The sequence below is a fragment of the Nocardioides zeae genome (genome assembly GCF_030818655.1).
Taxonomy (GTDB): Bacteria; Actinomycetota; Actinomycetes; order Propionibacteriales; family Nocardioidaceae; genus Nocardioides; species Nocardioides zeae_A.
The window spans coordinates 2,213,494-2,232,983 of sequence record NZ_JAUTAN010000001.1; the positions used below are offsets into that span (position 1 = coordinate 2,213,494).

At 69.4% G+C, this 19,490-nt stretch carries 15 protein-coding genes; 9 read left to right on the top strand and 6 right to left on the bottom strand.

Annotation, left to right across the window (positions count from 1 at the left end; translation table 11 throughout):
• The first annotated feature begins 11 nt into the window (after positions 1-11).
• Positions 12-617: a hypothetical protein gene (locus tag QE405_RS10585; protein WP_307200477.1), complete on the top strand. Its 606-nt coding sequence runs from the start codon at positions 12-14 to the stop codon at positions 615-617.
• Between the two features lie 40 nt (positions 618-657).
• Here QE405_RS10585 and QE405_RS10590 read toward each other — a convergent pair whose 3' ends face one another.
• Positions 658-1,353, bottom strand: coding sequence for a hypothetical protein (locus QE405_RS10590; protein ID WP_307200479.1), 696 nt, complete (start codon positions 1,351-1,353; stop codon positions 658-660).
• Positions 1,354-1,482: 129 nt separating this feature from the next.
• Between QE405_RS10590 and QE405_RS10595 the strand changes: the two genes are divergently transcribed.
• The 5 genes from QE405_RS10595 to QE405_RS10615 are packed head-to-tail and all read left to right on the top strand — an operon-like array spanning position 1,483 to position 6,833.
• Complete coding sequence (locus QE405_RS10595; protein ID WP_307200481.1) at positions 1,483-1,839, top strand: hypothetical protein; 357 nt, start codon at positions 1,483-1,485, stop codon at positions 1,837-1,839.
• Positions 1,839-3,080: a hypothetical protein gene (locus QE405_RS10600; protein ID WP_307200483.1), complete on the top strand. Its 1,242-nt coding sequence runs from the start codon at positions 1,839-1,841 to the stop codon at positions 3,078-3,080. The genes QE405_RS10595 and QE405_RS10600 overlap by 1 nt, the downstream gene beginning before the upstream one ends.
• A gap of 41 nt (positions 3,081-3,121) precedes the next feature.
• Positions 3,122-3,415, top strand: coding sequence for a hypothetical protein (locus QE405_RS10605; protein ID WP_307200485.1), 294 nt, complete (start codon positions 3,122-3,124; stop codon positions 3,413-3,415).
• Complete coding sequence (locus QE405_RS10610) at positions 3,412-5,838, top strand: hypothetical protein (RefSeq protein ID WP_307200488.1); 2,427 nt, start codon at positions 3,412-3,414, stop codon at positions 5,836-5,838. Before QE405_RS10605 ends, QE405_RS10610 begins: the two co-directional genes overlap by 4 nt.
• A gap of 26 nt (positions 5,839-5,864) precedes the next feature.
• The gene (locus QE405_RS10615) at positions 5,865-6,833 is read left to right on the top strand and encodes a hypothetical protein (RefSeq protein WP_307200490.1); all 969 of its coding nucleotides are present in this window, start codon (positions 5,865-5,867) and stop codon (positions 6,831-6,833) included.
• 203 nt (positions 6,834-7,036) lie between these two features.
• Here QE405_RS10615 and QE405_RS10620 read toward each other — a convergent pair whose 3' ends face one another.
• Both QE405_RS10620 and QE405_RS10625 read right to left on the bottom strand, forming a co-directional pair.
• Positions 7,037-8,524, bottom strand: coding sequence for a UvrD-helicase domain-containing protein (locus tag QE405_RS10620; protein WP_307200493.1), 1,488 nt, complete (start codon positions 8,522-8,524; stop codon positions 7,037-7,039).
• Entirely contained in the window at positions 8,525-10,411 is a 1,887-nt protein-coding gene (locus QE405_RS10625; protein ID WP_307200496.1) for an ATP-dependent nuclease, read from the bottom strand. It lies immediately after the preceding gene.
• 429 nt (positions 10,412-10,840) lie between these two features.
• Here QE405_RS10625 and QE405_RS10630 point away from each other — a divergent pair, with 429 nt between their 5' ends.
• The 3 genes from QE405_RS10630 (at position 10,841) to QE405_RS10640 (ending at position 15,292) form a co-directional block, all read left to right on the top strand.
• Complete coding sequence (locus tag QE405_RS10630) at positions 10,841-12,070, top strand: hypothetical protein (RefSeq protein WP_307200498.1); 1,230 nt, start codon at positions 10,841-10,843, stop codon at positions 12,068-12,070.
• 270 nt (positions 12,071-12,340) lie between these two features.
• Positions 12,341-13,783 carry a P-loop ATPase, Sll1717 family gene (locus QE405_RS10635; RefSeq protein ID WP_307200500.1) on the top strand — a complete coding sequence of 481 codons (1,443 nt, stop codon included), beginning with the start codon at positions 12,341-12,343 and terminating at the stop codon, positions 13,781-13,783.
• 789 nt (positions 13,784-14,572) lie between these two features.
• On the top strand, positions 14,573-15,292 hold the full coding sequence (locus QE405_RS10640; protein ID WP_307200502.1) for a hypothetical protein: 720 nt from the start codon (positions 14,573-14,575) through the stop codon (positions 15,290-15,292).
• A 9-nt stretch (positions 15,293-15,301) separates the two neighbouring features.
• Here QE405_RS10640 and QE405_RS10645 read toward each other — a convergent pair whose 3' ends face one another.
• Genes QE405_RS10645 through cysS form a run of 3 tightly spaced genes read right to left on the bottom strand, consistent with a single transcriptional unit; the run spans position 15,302 to position 19,407 of the window.
• Positions 15,302-16,981 (bottom strand): metallophosphoesterase, encoded by a 1,680-nt coding sequence (locus tag QE405_RS10645; protein WP_307200504.1) that lies wholly within the window; start codon positions 16,979-16,981, stop codon positions 15,302-15,304.
• Positions 16,978-17,949, bottom strand: coding sequence for a 23S rRNA (guanosine(2251)-2'-O)-methyltransferase RlmB (rlmB, locus tag QE405_RS10650; protein ID WP_307200505.1), 972 nt, complete (start codon positions 17,947-17,949; stop codon positions 16,978-16,980). The genes QE405_RS10645 and rlmB overlap by 4 nt, the downstream gene beginning before the upstream one ends.
• Before the next feature lie 42 nt (positions 17,950-17,991).
• Positions 17,992-19,407 (bottom strand): cysteine--tRNA ligase, encoded by a 1,416-nt coding sequence (gene cysS, locus QE405_RS10655; RefSeq protein ID WP_444939684.1) that lies wholly within the window; start codon positions 19,405-19,407, stop codon positions 17,992-17,994.
• Between the last annotated feature and the right edge of the window lie 83 nt (positions 19,408-19,490).

Consider the following 19,490-nt stretch of genomic DNA (forward strand, 5'->3'; position numbering starts at 1 on the left):
CGGCCCGGCCCGTGATCACCACGCTGCGATCGCGGGCATACGGGACGGTCGCGGCATGGCTGGCCGGGGTTGCCGTCGCAGTCGTGGCCTGGGGAGACGTGGCCTACCTGCTGCGCGTGGCGACCGGTCTCGAACCGAGACTCGTCACCGTTCCCGAGGTTCTCTGCGTGATGTCCGCGTGCGTCGTTCCGGCACTGGCGTTCCCCCGTCTGCACTCGTGGGAGCAACGGTCGCAGCGGCCACTGGTGCGCTTGGTGGCCGCCGTGTCCGCGGTGGTGCCGCTCGCGATCCTGGGTTGCCTGTGCCTACTGGCCCACCGGGTGCACGACACCGTCGAGCTCGGCGTGATGCAAGGCGCCGCCGTCTCGACCGCGGTCTTCGGTGCAGCGGCGCATACCGGCGTCACCTTCTTCGGAAGGACCACGGGCAGCATCACCGCCGCGGCGACCTACTTCGCCGCCCTCTTCGCGCAAGCCCTGCAGCCCTCGTTCCCTCTGCCAGCTTCGGGTCCATCCCTAGGGGCGACCACCGTGGGAGTGGTCGCGGTCATCGCGGTCGCCGTCCTGCACTACGCGTACCTCGGCCACCGGTCCGGCGCAGGAGCAGAAGCAGGATGATCGGACGACGTCGAGCGGTCCTCGACCGTGAACGGAGCCCCTACGAGAGCGTGCGGATGAACCCGTCGACGCGCTCGCGCGTGATGACGAAGCCGGGCGGCAGGTCGGCCATGTAGCCGTGGCCGCCCGGCTCGATGTCGAACGGCGGGTCACCGCACGGCAGGTGCGGCAGCAGGGTGTCGGAGTCGAACGGCTCGTCCTCCGCGACCAGCTCGGCCGTCGTGGGGTCGATGACGCGGATCTGCAGCTGCGAGCCCCAGACCTCCCACGTGGTGGCGCGGCCCTCGATCTGGTCGGCGCACTCGAGCCGCACGTACTCCGACCCCGGCACCACGTCGACGCAGATCAGCGCGTTGAGGTCGTCCCACTCGGTGACGTCGGACGGCAGCGCCCAGGGTCGGTCGAGGCCGATCGGCGTGTAGAACCCGCGGAGCTCCGGCGCCTGGTCGGGCACCTCCAGGTCCTCGATCGCCATGAACGCCTGCAGCTGCTCGACGTCGCCCGGATAGGGCTGGGCCCCTTCCACCACCGCCTCCTGGCGACAGGCCGGTCCCATCTCGACGGAGATCGGGTCGATGGTGGGCAGCTCCGTCGGCGCTGTCGAGGACTCCTTCGGCGCCTCGGACGATGCCCCGGGTCCGACGGTGCGGGAGTCCCCCGGAGGGTCGTCGCTGCAGCCGCCCGCCCCGAGCAGCGCGACGAGTGCGACGGTCGCGGCCCGCGTCGTACCCCGCATGCGCCCCCACCTCCCTGACGAGCATTGCCAGAAAATTGTTACCACACATATGTTTGACGTGTCGTCCCCGCGGAGAGGACGACGGCAGGGCTCTCATCGGGGGGAGCCCGGGGTTCCGGGGGGAGTTCCATGACAGAGGTAGTTCTCGACGACGAGCGTGCTGCACTCGTCCGCGCCGCCATCGGCCGGCTCACGGAGCGGCTGGCCCAGTGCGCCGACGGCATCGCCGCCATACCCGGCCGCAGCTTCGGCAGCTCCGCGGTCGGCATCGAGGCAGCGGCACAGCGATCGGGTGCCCTGCGCACGCAGGAGGCGAAGCTGCGGTCGGTGGTGCAGTACCTCGACGAGGTCCTGGCCGCCTTCGACGCCGCGGCCGACGACGTACGCACGACCGACGAGCACGCCAGCGACCTGCTGCACGAGGTGCTGATCACCCTGAGCACCGTGGCCGACCGGGTCGGGCGGAGCGCCCGCGAGGTCTTCTGATGGGCCCGAACGAGCGCGCCCTGCTCGAGGCCTTGCAGGGCGCGGACGACACCGACCCGACCGCGCTCGCTGCCGCGGGGCCGTTCGCCGCGCTGGGAGGTCTCGCCGCCGTGCGCGACACCCACTGGTCGGGGGTCGGGCAGGAGGTCGACGACACCCGCACCGAGCTGGGTCCCGTCGTCAGCGACGTGCGCGGCGGCACCGTCCTCGGCGCCACCCCCGCCAGCGCCATGGTGGCCTCCATCGAGCGTGCCGCCGCCGACCTCGCGGCACGCGTCGAGGCGCTCACCACGGGCGCTGACGCCGAGGCCACCGCTGGCTGGGCGCTGTTCGCGGCCCGGGCGGCGTACCGCGGTGAAGGCGAGCCCGCCCCCGCTCCCCGCGCGACGCCCGTCCCCGCCGGTACGCCGCCGGAGGAGCGCATCGCGACGGCTTTGGCCGACAGCCAAGCGCGGCAGGCGCACGAGCAGGCGCTCGCCGCTCGCGAGGCCCGGATGGCACAGATCCTCGCCACGCTGACCGCCGAGCTGGCCGCCTCGCGGGACACGTTCGCGGCGATCAATGCCGAGTCGGGCCGGGACGGCGGAGGTGACGGAGGTACGTCGCAACACGACGCCCCCGGCTCCGGAGGCAGAACGGTGCCGGCCGGCGGTGCGGGGGCGGTCGTTCCTGCGGCTGCTCACGTCGAGGGGTCGCGGGACGCGTTGCCGCACCCAGGAGATCCGGCAGCGAGCCAGCCGCACGGCCTCGTGCTCGCAAGCCCAGCGCCTGTCAGCGACGGTGACGCCGGGGCTGCGGCCGGAGCCGACTTCCCTCTCGGCGGTGGCCTCGCGACGGGCATCGGCGCCGCTGCGGGTGCCGCGGCGCTCGGCGCCGGTGCCGTCGTCGCCGCGCGCCGGGCCCTCGGCGGCCTGGCGGCGCGAGGAGCCACCGGACCGGTCGGCTCGGCGAGCTCGGCCACCCGCACCACCGACCGGTCCACTCCTCGACCGGGCGTCCTCGGCGCCCCGGCGACGGCGACGTCCAACGCGAGCCGGACGGCCAACAGCGCGGCCCGGCCGGCGGGCACCGGCGGAACGCGTGGCTCGGGACCGCTCGCGGCCGGGCACTCCGCGAGCAACGCCGCCGGCGGACGACGCGGCCGCCGCACCGACCGCGACCGCGACACCGACCGCGTGCACTACCCCGGCGACGGCGACTGGCTTGACGACCAGCCCAGCGGGCCCGCGGTCCTGCGCTGACGCCGTACGTCCACGACACACACTCTCGGGGGGACACCGACATGCTCGAGCTCGACGTCGACGCCGTCACCACGGCCGGCGCGTGCGCCGCCACGACCGGCGAGCGCCTCGCCACCATCACCACGCCCGACGCCCTCGTCGGGGTCGCGGGGGCGCTCGGTCTCGGCCAGACCCCGGCCGCCGTCGCCGCGGTCGCGGCGCGCTGGGAGGCGACGCGTACGGCGCTGGCGACCGGCATGACGACCTACGGCGCCGGCCTGGTGGAGGCCTCGGTGACGGTGCAGGAGACCGACCTGGTGCAGGTCGGTCGCTACGACGCGCGGACACCGCTGTGAGCGCCGTGCTGGGCTGGCGCCCTGACGTGCTGGCTGCCGCGGCCGACGCCCTGGCCGCCGCGCGGACTCAGCTCGCCGCGCTTGACAGCGACGTCGAGGCGGCGCGGCCACCGCGGAACTGGCAGGGCGCGGCGGCGGAGGCCGCGCGGGCGCAGTTCCGGGTGCTCGACGCCGACTACCTCGACCACGTCGCCGAGGTGACCGTCGTGGTCGCGGCGCTCGACGAAGCCGCCGCCACGATCCAGCGCGCGCTACGGGACATCGACACCGCCCTCGCCGCGGTCCGCGGCCGCGGATGGAGCGTCGTCATCCTCGGGGACGCCGTGACCTGCACACCGCCGCCCACGAGCGACGGTGACCTCCTCGCGCCGCTCGAGCGCCCGGCGATCACCGAGCTGACCACGCAGATCACCGACGCGATCGCGGCGGCCCGGGACGCCGACGCCGCCCTGGCCGCCGCGCTCTCGACGGTGGCCAGCGGCGAGGTCGACACGACCGCCCAGTCCGCACCGCGCGCCGCCCTGCCGCCCGAGCTGCGCGCGCTCACCACGCCCGAGCTGCTGGAGCTGGCCCTGGCCGACCCGGGTGCGGTCGCGCCGTACGCCGAGTTCCTCACCACCCCCCAACGCGAGGCAATCACGGCCCGGCTGGCGAGCGAGAACCTGGCGGTCGCCCAGCTCGGCGCCGAGCCGGTGACCGAGGCCGACGGCGAGCGCGTGCTGCGGATCGCGGGCGCGACCGCCGCCTTCGCCGCCGACCCGGGCATCGCCGCCGGCGTGCTCGAGCAGCTGGGGCCCGAGGGCTTCCTCGACGCGCAGCTCACCGCCCAGCCGTGGAGCACCAGCCTCGGCGACGTCACCGCCGGCGACCCGGTGGTCGCGCACCAGAGCGCCATGCGCGCGCTGCTGGCCCGCGGCGACGCGCTCGATCCTGCCTGGGCCGACCGCTTGGTCGCGCACGCCGGGGCGACGACCTACGGCGCACCCGACGGCAGCGCCGGCGTGAACGGGCTCCAGGTGCTCGGCCCGCTGCTCGCCGGGGAGGGCCACGCGCCGCACCTGCTCACCGCGGCCGGGGGCGCGATCCTCGACCACGAGCGCGCGGTGCTCGCGGCCAACGGCGGCGAGCCGCACCCGTGGTCCGCGGACGGCAGCACGTGGCGGACGGACTACGGCGACGGCCGCGGTACCGGCGCCGATCCCCTGGTCGGCGTGCTCGACGGGATGGCCCACACGCCGGAGGCGGCGGCGACGTTCGTCCTCGACCTGGCGCCGCCGGAGGGCGCGGGAAGGGACTTCGCGACGTACGACTCCTCCGAGCTCGCCTACCTCCTCAAGGACCGCGCGTGGCCCGACGAGAGCAGCGGCTCGCTGGTGGGCCACGAGGCGCTGCGCGACACGTTGGCTGCGGCGGTCACGCCCGACGCCGGTTACGCGCCCGGCCCTGGCGACGACCCCCGCTCCCCCGGCACCCGCGCCGCCGAGGCGATCGTCGGCGTCGCGGGCAGCGACGTCGACCACGTGGGGTCGCTGACGGCGCCGTTGGCGGAGGGGTACGCCGCGGTGCTGGCGACGCACGTCAACGACGTGTTCGGGGCGTACGGCGCGTCGGCCGACGTGGCCAGCGCGCAGGCCTACCCGGGGTGGTACGACCCGCCGTGGGGCCGCGCCGACCTCGCCGCCGACGCGCTCGACAACCTGCTGCCGGCGATCGGGGCGGAGCCAGATGCAGGGGCGCTGCTGGACCAGCAGGCGCGGTCCTACGCAGAGACCGGCCTCCTGACCACGCTCGACGGCGCCGAGCGCCTGGACGCGCTGGAGTGGAGCAACCGGATCGAACAGGCCCGCGGCACGTACGTGGACCAGCTCGGGCTCATCCGCGGGAACCTCGCGAGCGGGTACGTCGACGCGGCCGTCTCGGAGCAGGAGGCCAGCGACGCCGCAGCCAACGACCGTAGCTTCTTCGAGGCGTTGGAGTACGGCACGGGCTACGCGCTCACGGTGGCTGCTGGCGAGGCGGTCGGCGTCGCGACGGAGCGCTACGGGCTGGCGGGCCCCCTGTCCGGCGTGCTCGGTGACGTCGTCAACGCCGGAGTGGACTGGTCGGTGGCCGAGGTGTTCGAGGGGCCCGCGCCCATCGACACCTCGGCGCAGACGGCGTGGGACAGCCGGTCGTACGGCGCCGCGCTGGGAATGCAGAACGCGCTGGTCATCAACAACGCGGTGTACGAGAGCCTGCCGCTGGAGCGGATTCCGGAGGAGCTCCGGGACGGTGGTGTTCGAGTCCCGATGGTGGAGATGACGCAGGAGCAGTTCGACGTCTGGCGTGCGCACGCCAGCATGGGGTCGCCTGACTGGGCTGCGATGGCCGACCGGCTGGTGTCGGCAGAGGTCGAGGCGATGGAACGGCGGAACCCGTCGTGACGGCGTTGCGGCGGGGTGCGGTCGTCGTGACCGTCCTCGTCGCAGTCGCGGGCATCCTCGCGGTTGTGCTGCGCGGCGAGGAGCGTGGACCGAGCGAGACCGTCATTGCTGCACTCGCCGACGACCCTGCCGGGGTGTGGTGGCCGACGGAGATCGATGAGGCCTCAGCGCCAGGCGAGGTGGACCGCGTGCGCGATCTACTGAGCGAGTCCAGGTGGTCGGCGGCCGACCTCGATCGGCTTGCAGCGGGCCTTACCTCGACGACCGCGGCTGTGCCTGGCGACGGCGGATGGGCGGACGATCGCCGGCGAGCACGAGTCCTGCTCCTCGCGGTCAGCAGCGTCGACTCGCCGATAGATCCGGTCCTGCAGGCCGCGGCGCTCGACTTCCTCGAGCCGTGGGCGGGGGCGATGACGGCGGCTCTCTCACCCTTCGGTCAACGCCCCGCACCATTCGACCCCGCGGAGCTCGACGACCCCGCGGCCCGGCTGGTGATGACGCTGTGGGCGGCGGACAGCCGACCGCTCATTCGCCGCGAGCTCCTCGTCCCTGCGTTGCGCAACCTGGGCTCCGATACTGCGGCTGCCGACGACTTCATACGCCGCTACCTCGCCTGGATGCTGCCGTTGGCGGGCACTGAGCTGTCCCACATGCCGGAGGCGGACGATGACGACAGAGTCGGAGCGAACTACGGGGCGCAGGCAGAGTGGAACTGGTTCGGGCCCGCGGCGGAGATGGTCGCGGCACTGGCCGAAGAGCGGTGTCGGGCTGACAGGCACGTCTCCATCGGGTCGTGTGTCGACGGAACGGCCGAGCGTGTCATTGGGGCCGCGGCGCTGCGCACGACGTACGAGGCCGTACCCGTGGCGCGGCTGCCGCACGAGGTAGTCGTCGGAGATGAGCGGGTGCCGTGGGGCGAGCTGACCGCGGACCAAGAGGAAACTGTCGCGAGGTGGTACCGCGGTGGGTCGTACCCGGGACCGCGGAGGTTCTGAGCTGCTTCAGCAACGCGCTCCCCTGCAGCATCGAACCCCCGCATCGAGAGAGGGTTCGGTCGCCCCGGCGAGTCGATGCGCCGGGACGAGTCGACCCGACCGGGGACCGGTTGCTTCTCCCAGAGAGATGCGGGAACGGATGTACTGGCTTCGACGGGTCCTAGGGCTGCGTGTCTCAACCTCGTAACCCAACTCCGCTTCCGCTACCTCGGCGACTCGACCAAGGTAATGGTGTCTGTTGTGCCGAGAATGTGGATGGACCTTCTGGCTCTGGTCAGGGCTACGTATAGGTCGTTGACCTCGAGGTGCTTGCCGATGTCGGCGATGAGGACGTGGTCGTACTCGAGACCCTTGACGAGCAAGGTCCGGGAGATGATGCGGCGGCGTTCACGTCGTCCGGTGTGGCGCAGTACGTCACGAGCTTTGGCTAGCTCCTCGCGAAGGACTTTCTTGTCGTCGCCGTGACCAATCGCCCCGCGAATCGCTGTCTTCACGTCGTACCAGGCTTCGTGGGAGTGGAGCCGAAGCGCACCAGTGGTGGGGATGACATCCATCGCGGCCGCGAGCTCGGTCAGGGTGGGGTTGTTCACGAGCTTGTCGAGCGCCTCGATGGTGACGCGAACTGGTTCCCGCTTCGCGCTGAGCAGGTCTGCGCCGGTCTTCCGATCGACGTACCTCTTCCCGACCGGCTTGGGCTCCAAGGCGCCGTGGCCGCAGTGACATTTCTTCGTGAACTCGAACAGCCAGGACGCGTAGTCAGCCGGCTCGGTCTGCTCGAGTTTGTCGAGCCACTTCGCCATGAATTTGCCCTCGATCTCCTCCATGACCGTGTAGGTACCTTTGAGTTCACCGGCGAGATAGCGGGCGATGCCGTCGTTCGCGGCGATGATGAGGACGGTCTCGTCCGCGGGTTTGTTGAGCAGGGACGTAGCGGCGGCGGTCAGTCCTGCATGGTTGCCCGCGATGTTGGTATAAGTGACTCGGTCAGGGTAGTTGCCGCTAGCCAGGTTGAGGGTGGCGCCGGGCTTGAGGCGCTCGCGAACCCGGAGGAGCCACCCTCCCAGATCCTCGTTGTATCCCCTCCACCTGTGTGGTTGCGGGTCGATGTCGGCGTGCTTGGGAAAGTCGGCGATGACGTCGTCCCAATTAGGGAGAGGGTCACTGAAACCGAATATTGCCTGGAGGTGGTCGCCGAGGACGCCCACCTGGCCGACCGCGTCGCGGAGAGCGAGTACGAGTTGGTGCTGGCCGACGTTGCAGTCTTGGTACTCGTCGATAAGGACGTGCGTGTAGGTGGCGGCGAGGACTGCCTTAATGTGCTCCGCGGCGACAACTTTGGTGGCCGCGCGGACGTAGACGGGAGAGTCAGCCGGGACCATCACCTTCGGAACCATTAGTCCTCCGAGTACCGGGTAGGCGCGAGCGAGGCGGAACGCGAGGCTGGTGATGGTGGCAACGTGAGCGTCGCCTCCGGACAAGCCGAACCGCTTCAGGCGGCTGTTGATTGCAGAGACGCCCGCGTTGGTGTGGGTGAGCACGAGAGCGCGCCCGTCGGCGGCGGCAATTCTGCTTGCGGTAGCCGCGAGAAGATGAGTCTTGCCTGTCCCGGCCGGTAGGACGACCGAGGCTGGTAGCGCTTCGATGAACCCGGCGGCGTCCGTTTGAAGCGCCTCCGGGAGTTTGTCAGGCACCTAGGGCTCCTGGGTAGCGGAATCTTCGTCAGGCGGGCCAGCGGCTTGGTCCCCGGCTTGTCCTTCGGTGCCGGCGGGCTCCTCCAAGCTGGCCGTCGTCTGCTCGCTAACAACTGTCTTCTTTGCGGCCTCCGCGGGTGCGTAGATGGCCCCGCGGAGCGCGCCGATCTTTGACTCCACCTCTCCACCTTCGAGGTCCGTCGAGTCGAGGATGAACCGGCCCAGCCGACGGCCCTTGTCGACCCGCTTGAACCATCCCCTCACATTCTTCTTCCCCTTGGCGGTTTTGCCTACGATGTCGCGCGCCTGGTGCAGATCGAGCCCGGTCGCGGCCCAGGTGCTCACATCCAGCGTTTCGGCACCCGCTGAGCTGTCGGGCGCACCATTGGCCACAAGCGCATTCGCGTAGACCGTGAGCGCGGATTCAGGGTCATCTGCGACTTCGATCGCGGCCTCGATGAAGGCGGTCAGCCCCGCCTCGGTCAGTTCCGCGCACACAGCTGTCTCAATACTGTGGCAACCCTCCCACCGAATGACTGAGGCTCCGTCAGCTGCGACTTGGTCGGCAAGGTTATTGGCATTCTCGTCGTCGCTATCAACAAACAGCACGACGTCGTAGCCGAGATTCAGGAACTGGGCTGCGCGGTTCGCCGAGCCGGTTCCGCCGTTCCCCTCGACTGCGACCACGCCCAACGCGGCCGATGGCACCGCGTCCGACTCCGTGTCTGCGTCCCACTCCTCCAGGTGCTCGAGGACTACCCCGTACTCAGTCTTGCCCTCGTTGATGACGACGCGCCGAGCCAGGAACGCCTCGGGGCAGGCCTTGAGCAGGGGGCGGAGCTCGGCGGGTTCGTCGAGCGGTTTCAGATCGGTTAGTCCGCCGGAAGAGCGGACCATGACCAGGTCCTCCGGCTCGAGGTGCATCAGCGCTGTTGGCGAATGCGTGGTCACGAAAACCTGGGAGAACGCGTCGCTGGTTCGCAGGTGTCGCAGAAGGTGGACGAGCCGGTGCGGCTCTAGGCCGTGCTCGACTTCGTCGACCAGCAGGGTGGCGGTTCCTTGGTTCGCGAGCTGCTGGGTCGCAGCGCCAGTCAGGCGCCTGGTCCCAAGCCCGAAGTTGGTCAGGGGGACGGCGCCGTCGAAGAGCGCCAGGTTCCCCTGGGTGTTGCTCAGCGACGTGTCCAGGCCTGGCCGCAGATCGCCAAACCTCGTGGTGCCGATCGCCTGGACCTGGGTCTGTACCTCTTGTGCGAGCTCCTTCAGGGAGTCCGTGACGGCTTCCGCGGCGGCTTCGCGTGCCTTGCGGCCGGCGTGGGTCAGGGTGGCGCGAGTGTCGTCGCGGCTCACGGTCAGCTTGCCGAGCGAAGAAGTTCTCGACCACCGCAGGTGAGCGTCCACGCGGTCATCGATCCGATATGCGGTCATCTTGGTCCGGTGCCGGGCGCGGATGGGGTACGGGTCCTCATCGTCCATGCCCTTGAGCGGTGGCCGGTAGGACTGCCAGATCGGGTCCAAGTCGGCCTCAACGAGGAGCTCCACGATGATGCAACGCTCGGACTCGTCGGCCGGGTCGTGGGTCCACTCGCCATTCTGGTCGATACCAGACAAGAACCCACCGAAGGCATCAATGGCAAGCAGGTCGTCGGGGAGGTCACCCACTGCTACACGGATTCGCAATGCCTCATCGACGGTCGCACCGAAGAAGTCGGTGTCCAAGACGCTGAGGCCAGCGCGGTCGTGAAGGGCTCGCTCGATGGCAGTGAGGACGGTGGTCTTGGTGGCGTCCCCGGGCCCGATGAGCGCGAAGAACCGACGGTCCGCCGGTAAACGCCACGACGCGGACTTGATGCCGCGGAAGTTCTCGATGTCGATCCGGCGAATTCGCATTGCTTCTCGCTCCCGAGTTGGTCCCGCCACGAACCCTAGGCCAGCAAGCACCCGTCAGCCGGCAGAAACACCAACTTCCTTGAGCGACGTAGAGGCCCACGGTAAGCGACGACACCGGCGGATAGCACGTCCTTCTCAGTTCGATGCTGCCACTCTGCAGGAGACCGTGTCCCCCGCCTTGAACGGAAAAGCGCCTACACTTCGCGCCTCAGACGTCAGAATGCTTGCATGGGACTGCTATTTCTCTCTGCACACGAGGGGCGCCTAGTCCGATTTGGCCGCGACGCAGACCAGTCGTGGCGGCCGATGCCGGGCTCCCCAGAGGAGCTCGCCGAAGGCGCTGACTGGGAAGACGAGATCCAGGACCGCCGGGGAGGTCGGCTCGATCGTCTTCTGGACGCACGGGCGCGGCGGGCTGGTGGGCCACCCATGTATCTCAACGTCAACAGCACCCATTGGCGCTCTCACACGCGAGCGCAGGTACTGCTGATTGCTTCCGTTGCCGGTGAGATGAGTGCCGTCGGCGTCGGCAATTGCACCACACAGACGCGGCGCGGTTGGGCTGGCTCAGCGGTAGTCAAGCTGACAGACCGGATCGCCCTCCCTGAGCCGGTGCCCTTGGCCACCATCGTGGAATTGGCGGCGTCAAGGATGAGGAATGTTGTGCAGCGCATGTTCGAAGAAGAGGAGTCGCGGGTTATACCGTCGAAGAGTTTTCAGGTGATCGTTGATGCACTGCGCCGAAGCGTCCCCGGGATCGACCAGATCTTCGCCAACCTTCCGCCGTTTCCGCGGCGCAGGCAGGTTCCGCTGGACCGACTCGCTCAACGCGACGCGAGCCAAACCGCACTGCGACTCTTCGACCCTGCTTGGCGGAGTTTGGAACCGGTACGGACCCCGCCGCCACCGACTCCCCTCGCATCGCAGTTGGAGTCAGTCGCCAGCGTGCTGCGGCCGACCAGGTCGCCCCGAGAGAACGACTCGATCACCGCAGACACCGCAGGATTTTTGGACTGGGACGCTGCTGGCCATGCGTTCAACGGATGGTTCCTGTTCCGTTCGGGCGCCCGGCAGTTGCTCGTGAAGAATATCAACTTCCAGCCCGAGGAACCGAAGACCGGCGCCGACCTCGTCTACGTCCGATCGGAACCGAACTCCGTCGTGCTCGTGCAATACAAGATGCTCAGGAACGACAAGGACAGCTACGAGTACTACTTTCGCGACGACGGCCGGTTGGCGGGCCAGGTCCATGTCATGCTCAAGTTGTCCGAGACGCGCACCAGGATCATGGATATGACCCCCCCGGCATCGACTGCGCCGGATGAATACCGCATCTCTCCCGACTTTGGCTTTGTGAAGTTCGTCGAGCCGGTGCAGCCGTCCCAGAACGGCGACCAGATGAGCTTGCCAGCGGGCCGATATCACCCAGCACGCGGCGTCCTTCGCATGTTGGCCAACCCGACCAAAGGCCCAGGCGGCGGCGAGAGGCACGTCGTGAGTCAGTGGCGATCGCTAGACGGCGAGACGTTCGCCAAGCTTGTCCGCGACCAGTGGGTCGGTTCGATCGGGGACGTCACAAAAGAACTGTTCGAGATTTTAGGTTTACAATCCGACGGACCGGTCTACCTCGCGATTGAGGAACCAGAGCGGTTGGTGTGAAGCTCGCACATCAATCTTGGTTGAGGCGGGCGGAAGCTAAAGCTCTTCGCTGCCTCATTCCGCTGCCAGCGGGCCCCGCCCTGGCAGGTGGAGCTCACGGCCGCCCAGGATGATGCGACTTAGGTTGCGCCACGCTCGCGCTGTCGGTACACAGGCGGTCCTCCGCCTGCGCAAGCTGCGGGCGAAACCGGTGGCCGGATCAGGCACGCCGATCGACAGTTCCCACTAGCATCGGCATCGCAAGTTCGTTGTCGTTAGAGAGGCGACCCGTTGAACGCTCCAGTGCCGCTCAGGGATCTCCGGTTCGGGCATCTGGATGCCAGTCAGGAGGCAGCGGAGGATCCCGATCTCCTTCGCGAGGGCTACTACGACTATCGAGAAGCCGCCTACGCGGTTGCCAGCGGCAGCGCGTTCGTGCTGCTGGGTCCGAAAGGCTCGGGGAAGTCCGCCGTTCTGGAGCACTTGAGACTCCGATGGGCCGACCAGTGGGACCACTTCCTCCAGCGATGGGACCTCCGCGGATTTCCCGTCAGCGACGTAACCCAGATCAAGATGGGCCAGTCCCCTGGGTCATCGCGGAATCAGGCCGCCTGGGAGCTGCTCCTACTTCTCAAGATCTACGAGTCTCTGAGCGAAGATCAGGGCGTCCAGCCAGCCGGCGACGTCGAACGGATCGTTGACTGGCTCAGAGGTCAGGGGCTTTTAACACCCAACTGGGCCGCGAGTGTCAGCAAGTGGACGGCCAGCGAGTTCAAGCTGGACCTGAAAATTGTGTCGGCGACATGGGGTACCCAAGGACCGTCGAACGCCCTCGAGGCTTCGGCATTCCTACGGGACAAGCTCGTGTATCTGCGGACAGACAGCCGCCACGTGATTGCAATCGACGGGCTGGACTCCTTCTTCTTCGAGCTCGATGACGAGTGGGCGTCGCTCGGTGGGTTGATGCAAGCGCTACTGTCGCTCAACCTCCACATGCGCGAGTGCGGTCTGAGAATCACCGTCGTCGCCGCCCTGAGGTCAGACATCTTTGATCTGCTTCCAGGCGGCGAGAACAACAAGCTCAAGCCGAATGCCGTGCACCTTGATTGGCACGCGCACGGGATTGGGCGAGACAATCACCTGTGGCGACTTCTGACCGAGAAGGTTCGCGTTCATCGCCCAGAAGTCACGAACCTTGTTTCGCACTACTTGTCTCGACCGATCTCAATTGGGCCACATACCGAGATGACCACTTACCTATTGGAGCACACGCGACTCCTGCCACGGGACGCGGTCGCGCTCATGTCGTACCTGCAGCGGTGTTATGGCGGGATCAAGTCGGTTCCCGAAGATAATGCAAAGGAAGCTGTCCGTCGCTACTGCGAGGAGTACTTCGTAGGCGAGATCTTCGACAACCTATCGGGCGTCGTCGACACGGTGACGCCTCGGAAAATGGCGGCGTTCAAGGACGCCCTGAGATCGGTTCCGGCCAAGATCTTTGGATTGTCGGACCTCGAAACGGAACTTGATGGCGCTCTCGACAAGTCGGAGGTCCGCGACTTACTTCGGCAGATGTTCAAAACGGGTGGTATCGGGATCTTCAACCGGAACGCCGGATACATCGACTTTGTGTTTCGTAAGGTCTCAGGCGCCGCCTTCACCACATCGCGCGAGTTCGTGCTGCACGAGGCACTCGTGAAGGCGTGGAACCGTCCACATCGCACGTACGACTGATTCGCGATCTCGCAGCGAAAGTTTGTCGGCACCGAAGGGCCACGTACCCACTCAAAGAATCGACGTGTCAGGGGCTGCAGCGCGGACATTCGAAGCCCCGGACCTATTCGCCCACGCGTTTGCATCGGCGACGAAGTCGTACGGATAGCTAATCAGCTCCGATCAGATAGCCGCGGGAATGGTCTTTCGAACCTCACGCAGTGCTTCAGCCATTGCGTCGATGGCCGCCACCCGCCACCGCATGCACGAGATCGCCGGAAGCGTCAGGCTCAGGTCTTGGCGTGACCATCGTGAGCGTCGCCTGCCCGTTGGTGGTGTCGACCGCGCCAGTGCCAGGCGCCGTATAAGCCATTACTGCAGCCGTCCACGGTGGTAATCCATTCCTCGTCGCCCATCCAGGGGCGCTTAGGCAGATGCCGTTCGCAGATCGCCAACCATGTCCATCGGCCATGCAGTCACCGTCGCACACCCTTGAAGCGGGGGATCGAAGCGGCTGGACTGAGCCCAGAGGCACGACATCAGGCGACCGAACGCGGTCACGATGCCAGCGAAAACAACGCTACCGACGATGCCATGGGCGAGGCCCGACACTGCCCGAATCGCACCTGACGGCACGACGGCCAACGTCGCCCCAGGCTCCCCACGTCACGCGCATCTGGAACGGGGCAGAGCATCAAGAACAACCCCGACAGCCCGTTGCACTTCCACGCAACGCCTGCGATCGTCCACCCACCCGCTCAACACACGACGCGGGCGCGGCCGACACCGCTACTCGGGGGGGTGATCGTCGTGGACAAGCGTTTCCTTTACGTCGCCCTGGTCCTCGCGACCGTGGCCGTCGTCATCGCCGTCGTGGTCGTCGCCAGCTGGCTCGGCACACGCACCGACGAGAGCGACCACACCGTGGCCACCGCCACCGCCTCCCGCACGGCGACCGAGGAAGAGCCGCCAACGACCGCTCGCCTCGCCGACATCCCCGTCGGCTCGGTGACCATCGACCAGTCGATCGCCGACCTGGCCGCCGAGCCCGCGATCGAGGCCGACCAGACGATCGACGGCGGGGTGAAGGCATTCGTGGAGAGTGCCTTGTGGGTGCTTGCGTCGCCCGCCGCCGAGGCGGATCCGATGAACGCACCGGCGGCCATCTCTGACGTCATCGGCACGACCGACGCCGAGATCCTGGGCCGCTTCGACCGCACCGGCGGCGTCGACTTCCTGCCCCTCAACGGCGCCTACCGCGTGCTGGCGCACTCGGGCGACCAGGCTGCGCCCGAGGCCGTCATGGTCGAGGTCGCGGCACCGATGACCATCAGCTCCGGCACCCGCTGGCTGTTCGTCGGCGGGGTCATCTCCTGGACCGACGACGGCTGGCAGATCTCGTCGATCAAGCCCACGGAGACCGGGCAACCCACCAGCGGCGCCACGCACCTCGGCGAGTTCACCGACGGCGACCGTCTCGCCGTCCTCACCGGCCTGGGATGGACGGCGTTCGCCAACGGCCAACGCTGAAGGCCTGGCCTACGGCGCCTGCGTCTCCGACCCGTCCCCCGTCGAGGCATCCCCGCCGTCACCGTCCTCCAACGGCACCACGTCCGTCGGCCCCGTCGGCGCGGTCGGCTCGATCGGCTGCTCGACGTCCTCCGCGGCGTACTCCAGCGGCACGTACTCCCCCACGTCGAACCGCCCGTTGGGCTGCAGGATCACCCACTGCATCCCGACCGGCCGGCCGTCGCGGTAGGTGATGAGCGTGGTCTCCGCCTGGCGGCGCGGCTTGCTCCCGACGGCGATCGCATAGGCGGCACCCCCGGTTGTTCCAGAAGTGAACGTGTAGCCGATCTCCCCGTTCTCGCCCTCGACCGGCGTCGGCCCGGAGCGCACGTGGATGTGGCCACCGATCACCAGGTCGACGCACCCTGCCGACAGCGCGTCCCGGCCCAGCGAGGCGTCGTGCACGAGCAGCGTGTTGATCCGCTCCTCCGACGCGCAGGCGTCCTCGGTGATCCGGTCCCGCACCTCGTCGAAGGTCAGGCCCGGCTCGTCGCGCCAGTTGCCGAGACCCGAGGAGCGCGGGTCGTCGATGCCCATGAGCGTGGAGTCCGCCGGACCGTCGACCACGGAGCCGTCGAGCCGCGTCCACCCGAGGTCGCCCAGGTAGTCCCCCACGAAGTCGCCGTGGTCGTGGTTGCCGATGACCGACCAGCGGTCGTAGTCGGAGAACGCCCGCTGCACCGAGTCGAGCGAGAATGCCTCCCACGGCTGGCCGGTCGACGTGTCGTCGCCGCCGTCGAACACGGCGGTCGCCCCGGCCGCGTCACCGATCGCGCGGGCCACCGGGTCCATGCCGATGTTGTCGTGGCGGTCGGTGACGAACACGACCACCGTCTCGTCGTCCTCCGGCTGCCGCAGCTCGAGGTCGTCCACCTTGTCGACGGCCTCGGAGTAGAACGTCAGCGACGTGTCGTAGGTCGACACCGCGCTCTCGATGAGACGCCGCGACTGTGTCGTCGTCACGTCGGAGCGGAGCTCCAGCGACGCCGCCTCCGCGGGCAGCGGCACCTCGGGGCCGAGGAACTCGGCCAGCGTGATCCAGGTGTCGTCCTCGTCCTGGGTCTCCCCCGTCGTGACGTCGTCGCCGTCCCACGGCTGCCAGATCAGCACGGCGGCCACGGCCAGCGCCGTCCCCGACGCGAGACCGCGACGACTCACCACGCCCCGCACGAGCTCACGGCGCCGCCGGGCGCCGAGGAGCAGCCAGAGGGCGACCGGTACGGCGCCCGCCACCGCCCCGCGCAGCGCCGCGGAGACCGCCATGTCGGCGACGAGGTCCGTCACCTTCTGGATCTGGGCGTCGGGCTGGGAGGCGATGAACGCGTAGCGCGACACCAGCTCCTCCGTCGTCGCCGCCTCCGTCTTGCCGAGGCGCACCTCGACCCCGACGGGGCTGTCGATCGGCAGCCGCACGTCGGGCAGGATCGCGCCCGGCTCGACCACCGCGTGCCGGTCGAGCGTCGGGCGCACGACCGCGTCGTGGCCGGCGATCACCGTCTCCCGGCTGCTGCCGAGGAAGAGCATCATCCCGACGACGCCGGCGATGACCACCCAGGCGGCCAGGAGCCCGACGACGGTGACGACCCGCGCCGTACGACGGCGGAGCCGCCCGCGAGAGGAACCAGGAGCAGCAGCCGGAGCCTCGGTCACGAGCCGGCGAGCCTCGCCTGCGCGACGGCGTAGAGCGCCACGGAGGCCGCGACACCCGCGTTGAGCGACTCGACGTCGTTGGCCATGGGGATCGAGACGAGCTGGTCGCAGTGCTCGCGCACGAGCCGCGACAGACCGGCGCCCTCGGAACCGACGACCACGACGAGCGGGCCGTCGGACAGGTCGAGGGCCGGGAGCTCCACGTCGCCCTCGGCCGCGAGGCCGACGACCATGAGCCCGGCGTCGGCGTAGGCCTTCAGCTGCCGGTTGAGGTTCACCGTCTGCGCCACCGGGATGCGAGCGGCCGCACCGGCGGACGTCTTCCACGCCGACGCGGTCATGCCCGCCGCACGGCGCTCCGGGATGAGGACGCCGTGGGCGCCGAACGCCGCGGCCGACCGTACGACGGCACCCAGGTTGCGCGGGTCCGTCACCGAGTCGAGGGCGACGATGAGCGCGGGCTCGCCGAGCTCGTCCGCTCGGTCGAGGAGGTCGTCGGGGTGGGCGTACTCGTAGGGCGGGATCCGCGCCGCCAGGCCCTGGTGCACCGCACCGGAGGTCAGGCGGTCGAGCTCGCTGCGGCTCACCTCGAGCAGCGGGATCGTCCGCTCGGCGGCCTCGGCGAACGCCTCGCGCAGCCGGCCGTCGCGCTCGGCGCCCTCCGCGACGTACAGCGCGTTGATCGGCACGCCCTCGCGGAGCGCGTCGACGACGGGGTTGCGCCCGGCGATCCACTCGGCGTCGCCGCTGCCGCGCTTGCGCTGCGCGCGCGGGGACGACGAGCGCTTCGCGGCGAGGCGCTCCTTGGCCTTCTTCGCCTTGTGGGTCTTGTGGTACTCGCGGTCCTCGGCACGCGGCGTCGGCCCCTTGCCCTCGAGACCACGCCGCACGCGCCCGCCGGACCCCGCGGTGGGGTTGCCCTTCGAGCTCTTGCGGACCGATCCGCGTCGCTGGGAGTTGCCCGCCATGTCCTACTCGTCTCCTCTAGTTTCGTGCGCGCTGGGTGCGCGTCACGCGATCGTCCAGGTCGCCCCGTCGGGCGTGTCGGTGACCTCGATGCCGGCCGCCTTGATGCGGTCGCGGATCGCGTCCGCGGCCGCGAAGTCCTTCGCCGCCCGTGCCGCCGCCCGCTCCTCGAGCAGGCCGGCCACGAGCACGTCCACCGCCGCGGTCAGGCCCGCGTCGGCCGACGGCGTCGGCCACGCCTCGTCGGCGGGATCGAGGCCGAGCACCGCCAGCATGGCGCGGACCGCCACACCGTGGACACGGGCCGCGGCAGCGTCGCCGGCGGCCAGCGCCTTGTTGCCCTCGCGGACGGCGTCGTGCAGCACGCCGACCGCCGTCGACGTGCCGAGGTCGTCGTCCATCGCCGCCACGAACGCGTCGGGCAGCACGTCGAGCAGCGACGCCGGCAGGTCGAGCGACCCCGTCGCCGCCGCCCGCTCGAGGAAGCCCTCGACGCGGGCGAACCCGGCCGCCGCCTCCGCGAGCGCCTCGAAGCTGAACTCCACGTGGGAGCGGTAGTGCGCCGCCACCAGGTAGTAGCGCAGGTCGATGCCCCGGAACTCCTCCAGGATCACCGGGATCGACAGCGTGTTGCCGAGCGACTTGCTCATCTTCTCGCCGGCGGTGGTGATCCACGCGTTGTGCATCCAGTACGACGCGAAGTCACGCCCCGCGGCACGCGACTGGGCCTGCTCGTTCTCGTGGTGGGGGAAGCGCAGGTCGAAGCCACCGCCGTGGATGTCGAAGGCGTCACCGAGGTACTTCCCCGCCATCGCCGAGCACTCGATGTGCCACCCCGGACGGCCACGGCCCCACGGGGAGGGCCACGACGCGGTGAGCGGCTCGCCCTCCTTGTGGCCCTTCCAGAGGGCGAAGTCGCGCGGGTCGCGCTTGCCGCGCGGGTCGGCGTCGGCAGCCGCCTCCATGTCGTCGATGCCCTGGCGCGTCAGCTCGCCGTAGGCCGGCCACGACCGCACGTCGAAGTAGACGTCGCCGGAGCCGTCCTCCGCGGCGTACGCGTGCCCGCGGCCGATCAGCTCCTCGATCAGCTCCAGCATCTCGGGCACGTGGCCCGTCGCCGCCGGCTCGTAGGTGGGCGGCTCGACGTTGAGGGACGCGTACGCCGCCGTCAGCTGCCGGTGCATCAGCTGGGCGTGGGCATACCAGGGCCGCCCCGCCGCCGCGGCCTTCGCCAGGATCTTGTCGTCGATGTCGGTGACGTTGCGGATGAAGGACACCGCGTAGCCGCGCACCTCCAGCCAGCGCCGCAGCACGTCGAAGTTCACGCCCGAGCGGACGTGGCCCACGTGGGGCTCCGACTGCACCGTGAGACCACAGACGTAGACACTGACCTCGCCCTCGCGGAGGGGTCGGAAGTCACGGACCTCGCGGGTCGCGGTGTCGAAGAGCCTGAGCGTCACCCGCACGAGTCTAGAGCCGGTCGGACACCACCTGCGCATCCCGGACGACCGCCGCGCTCGGCGGATATCGCCCGGCTCGGCCC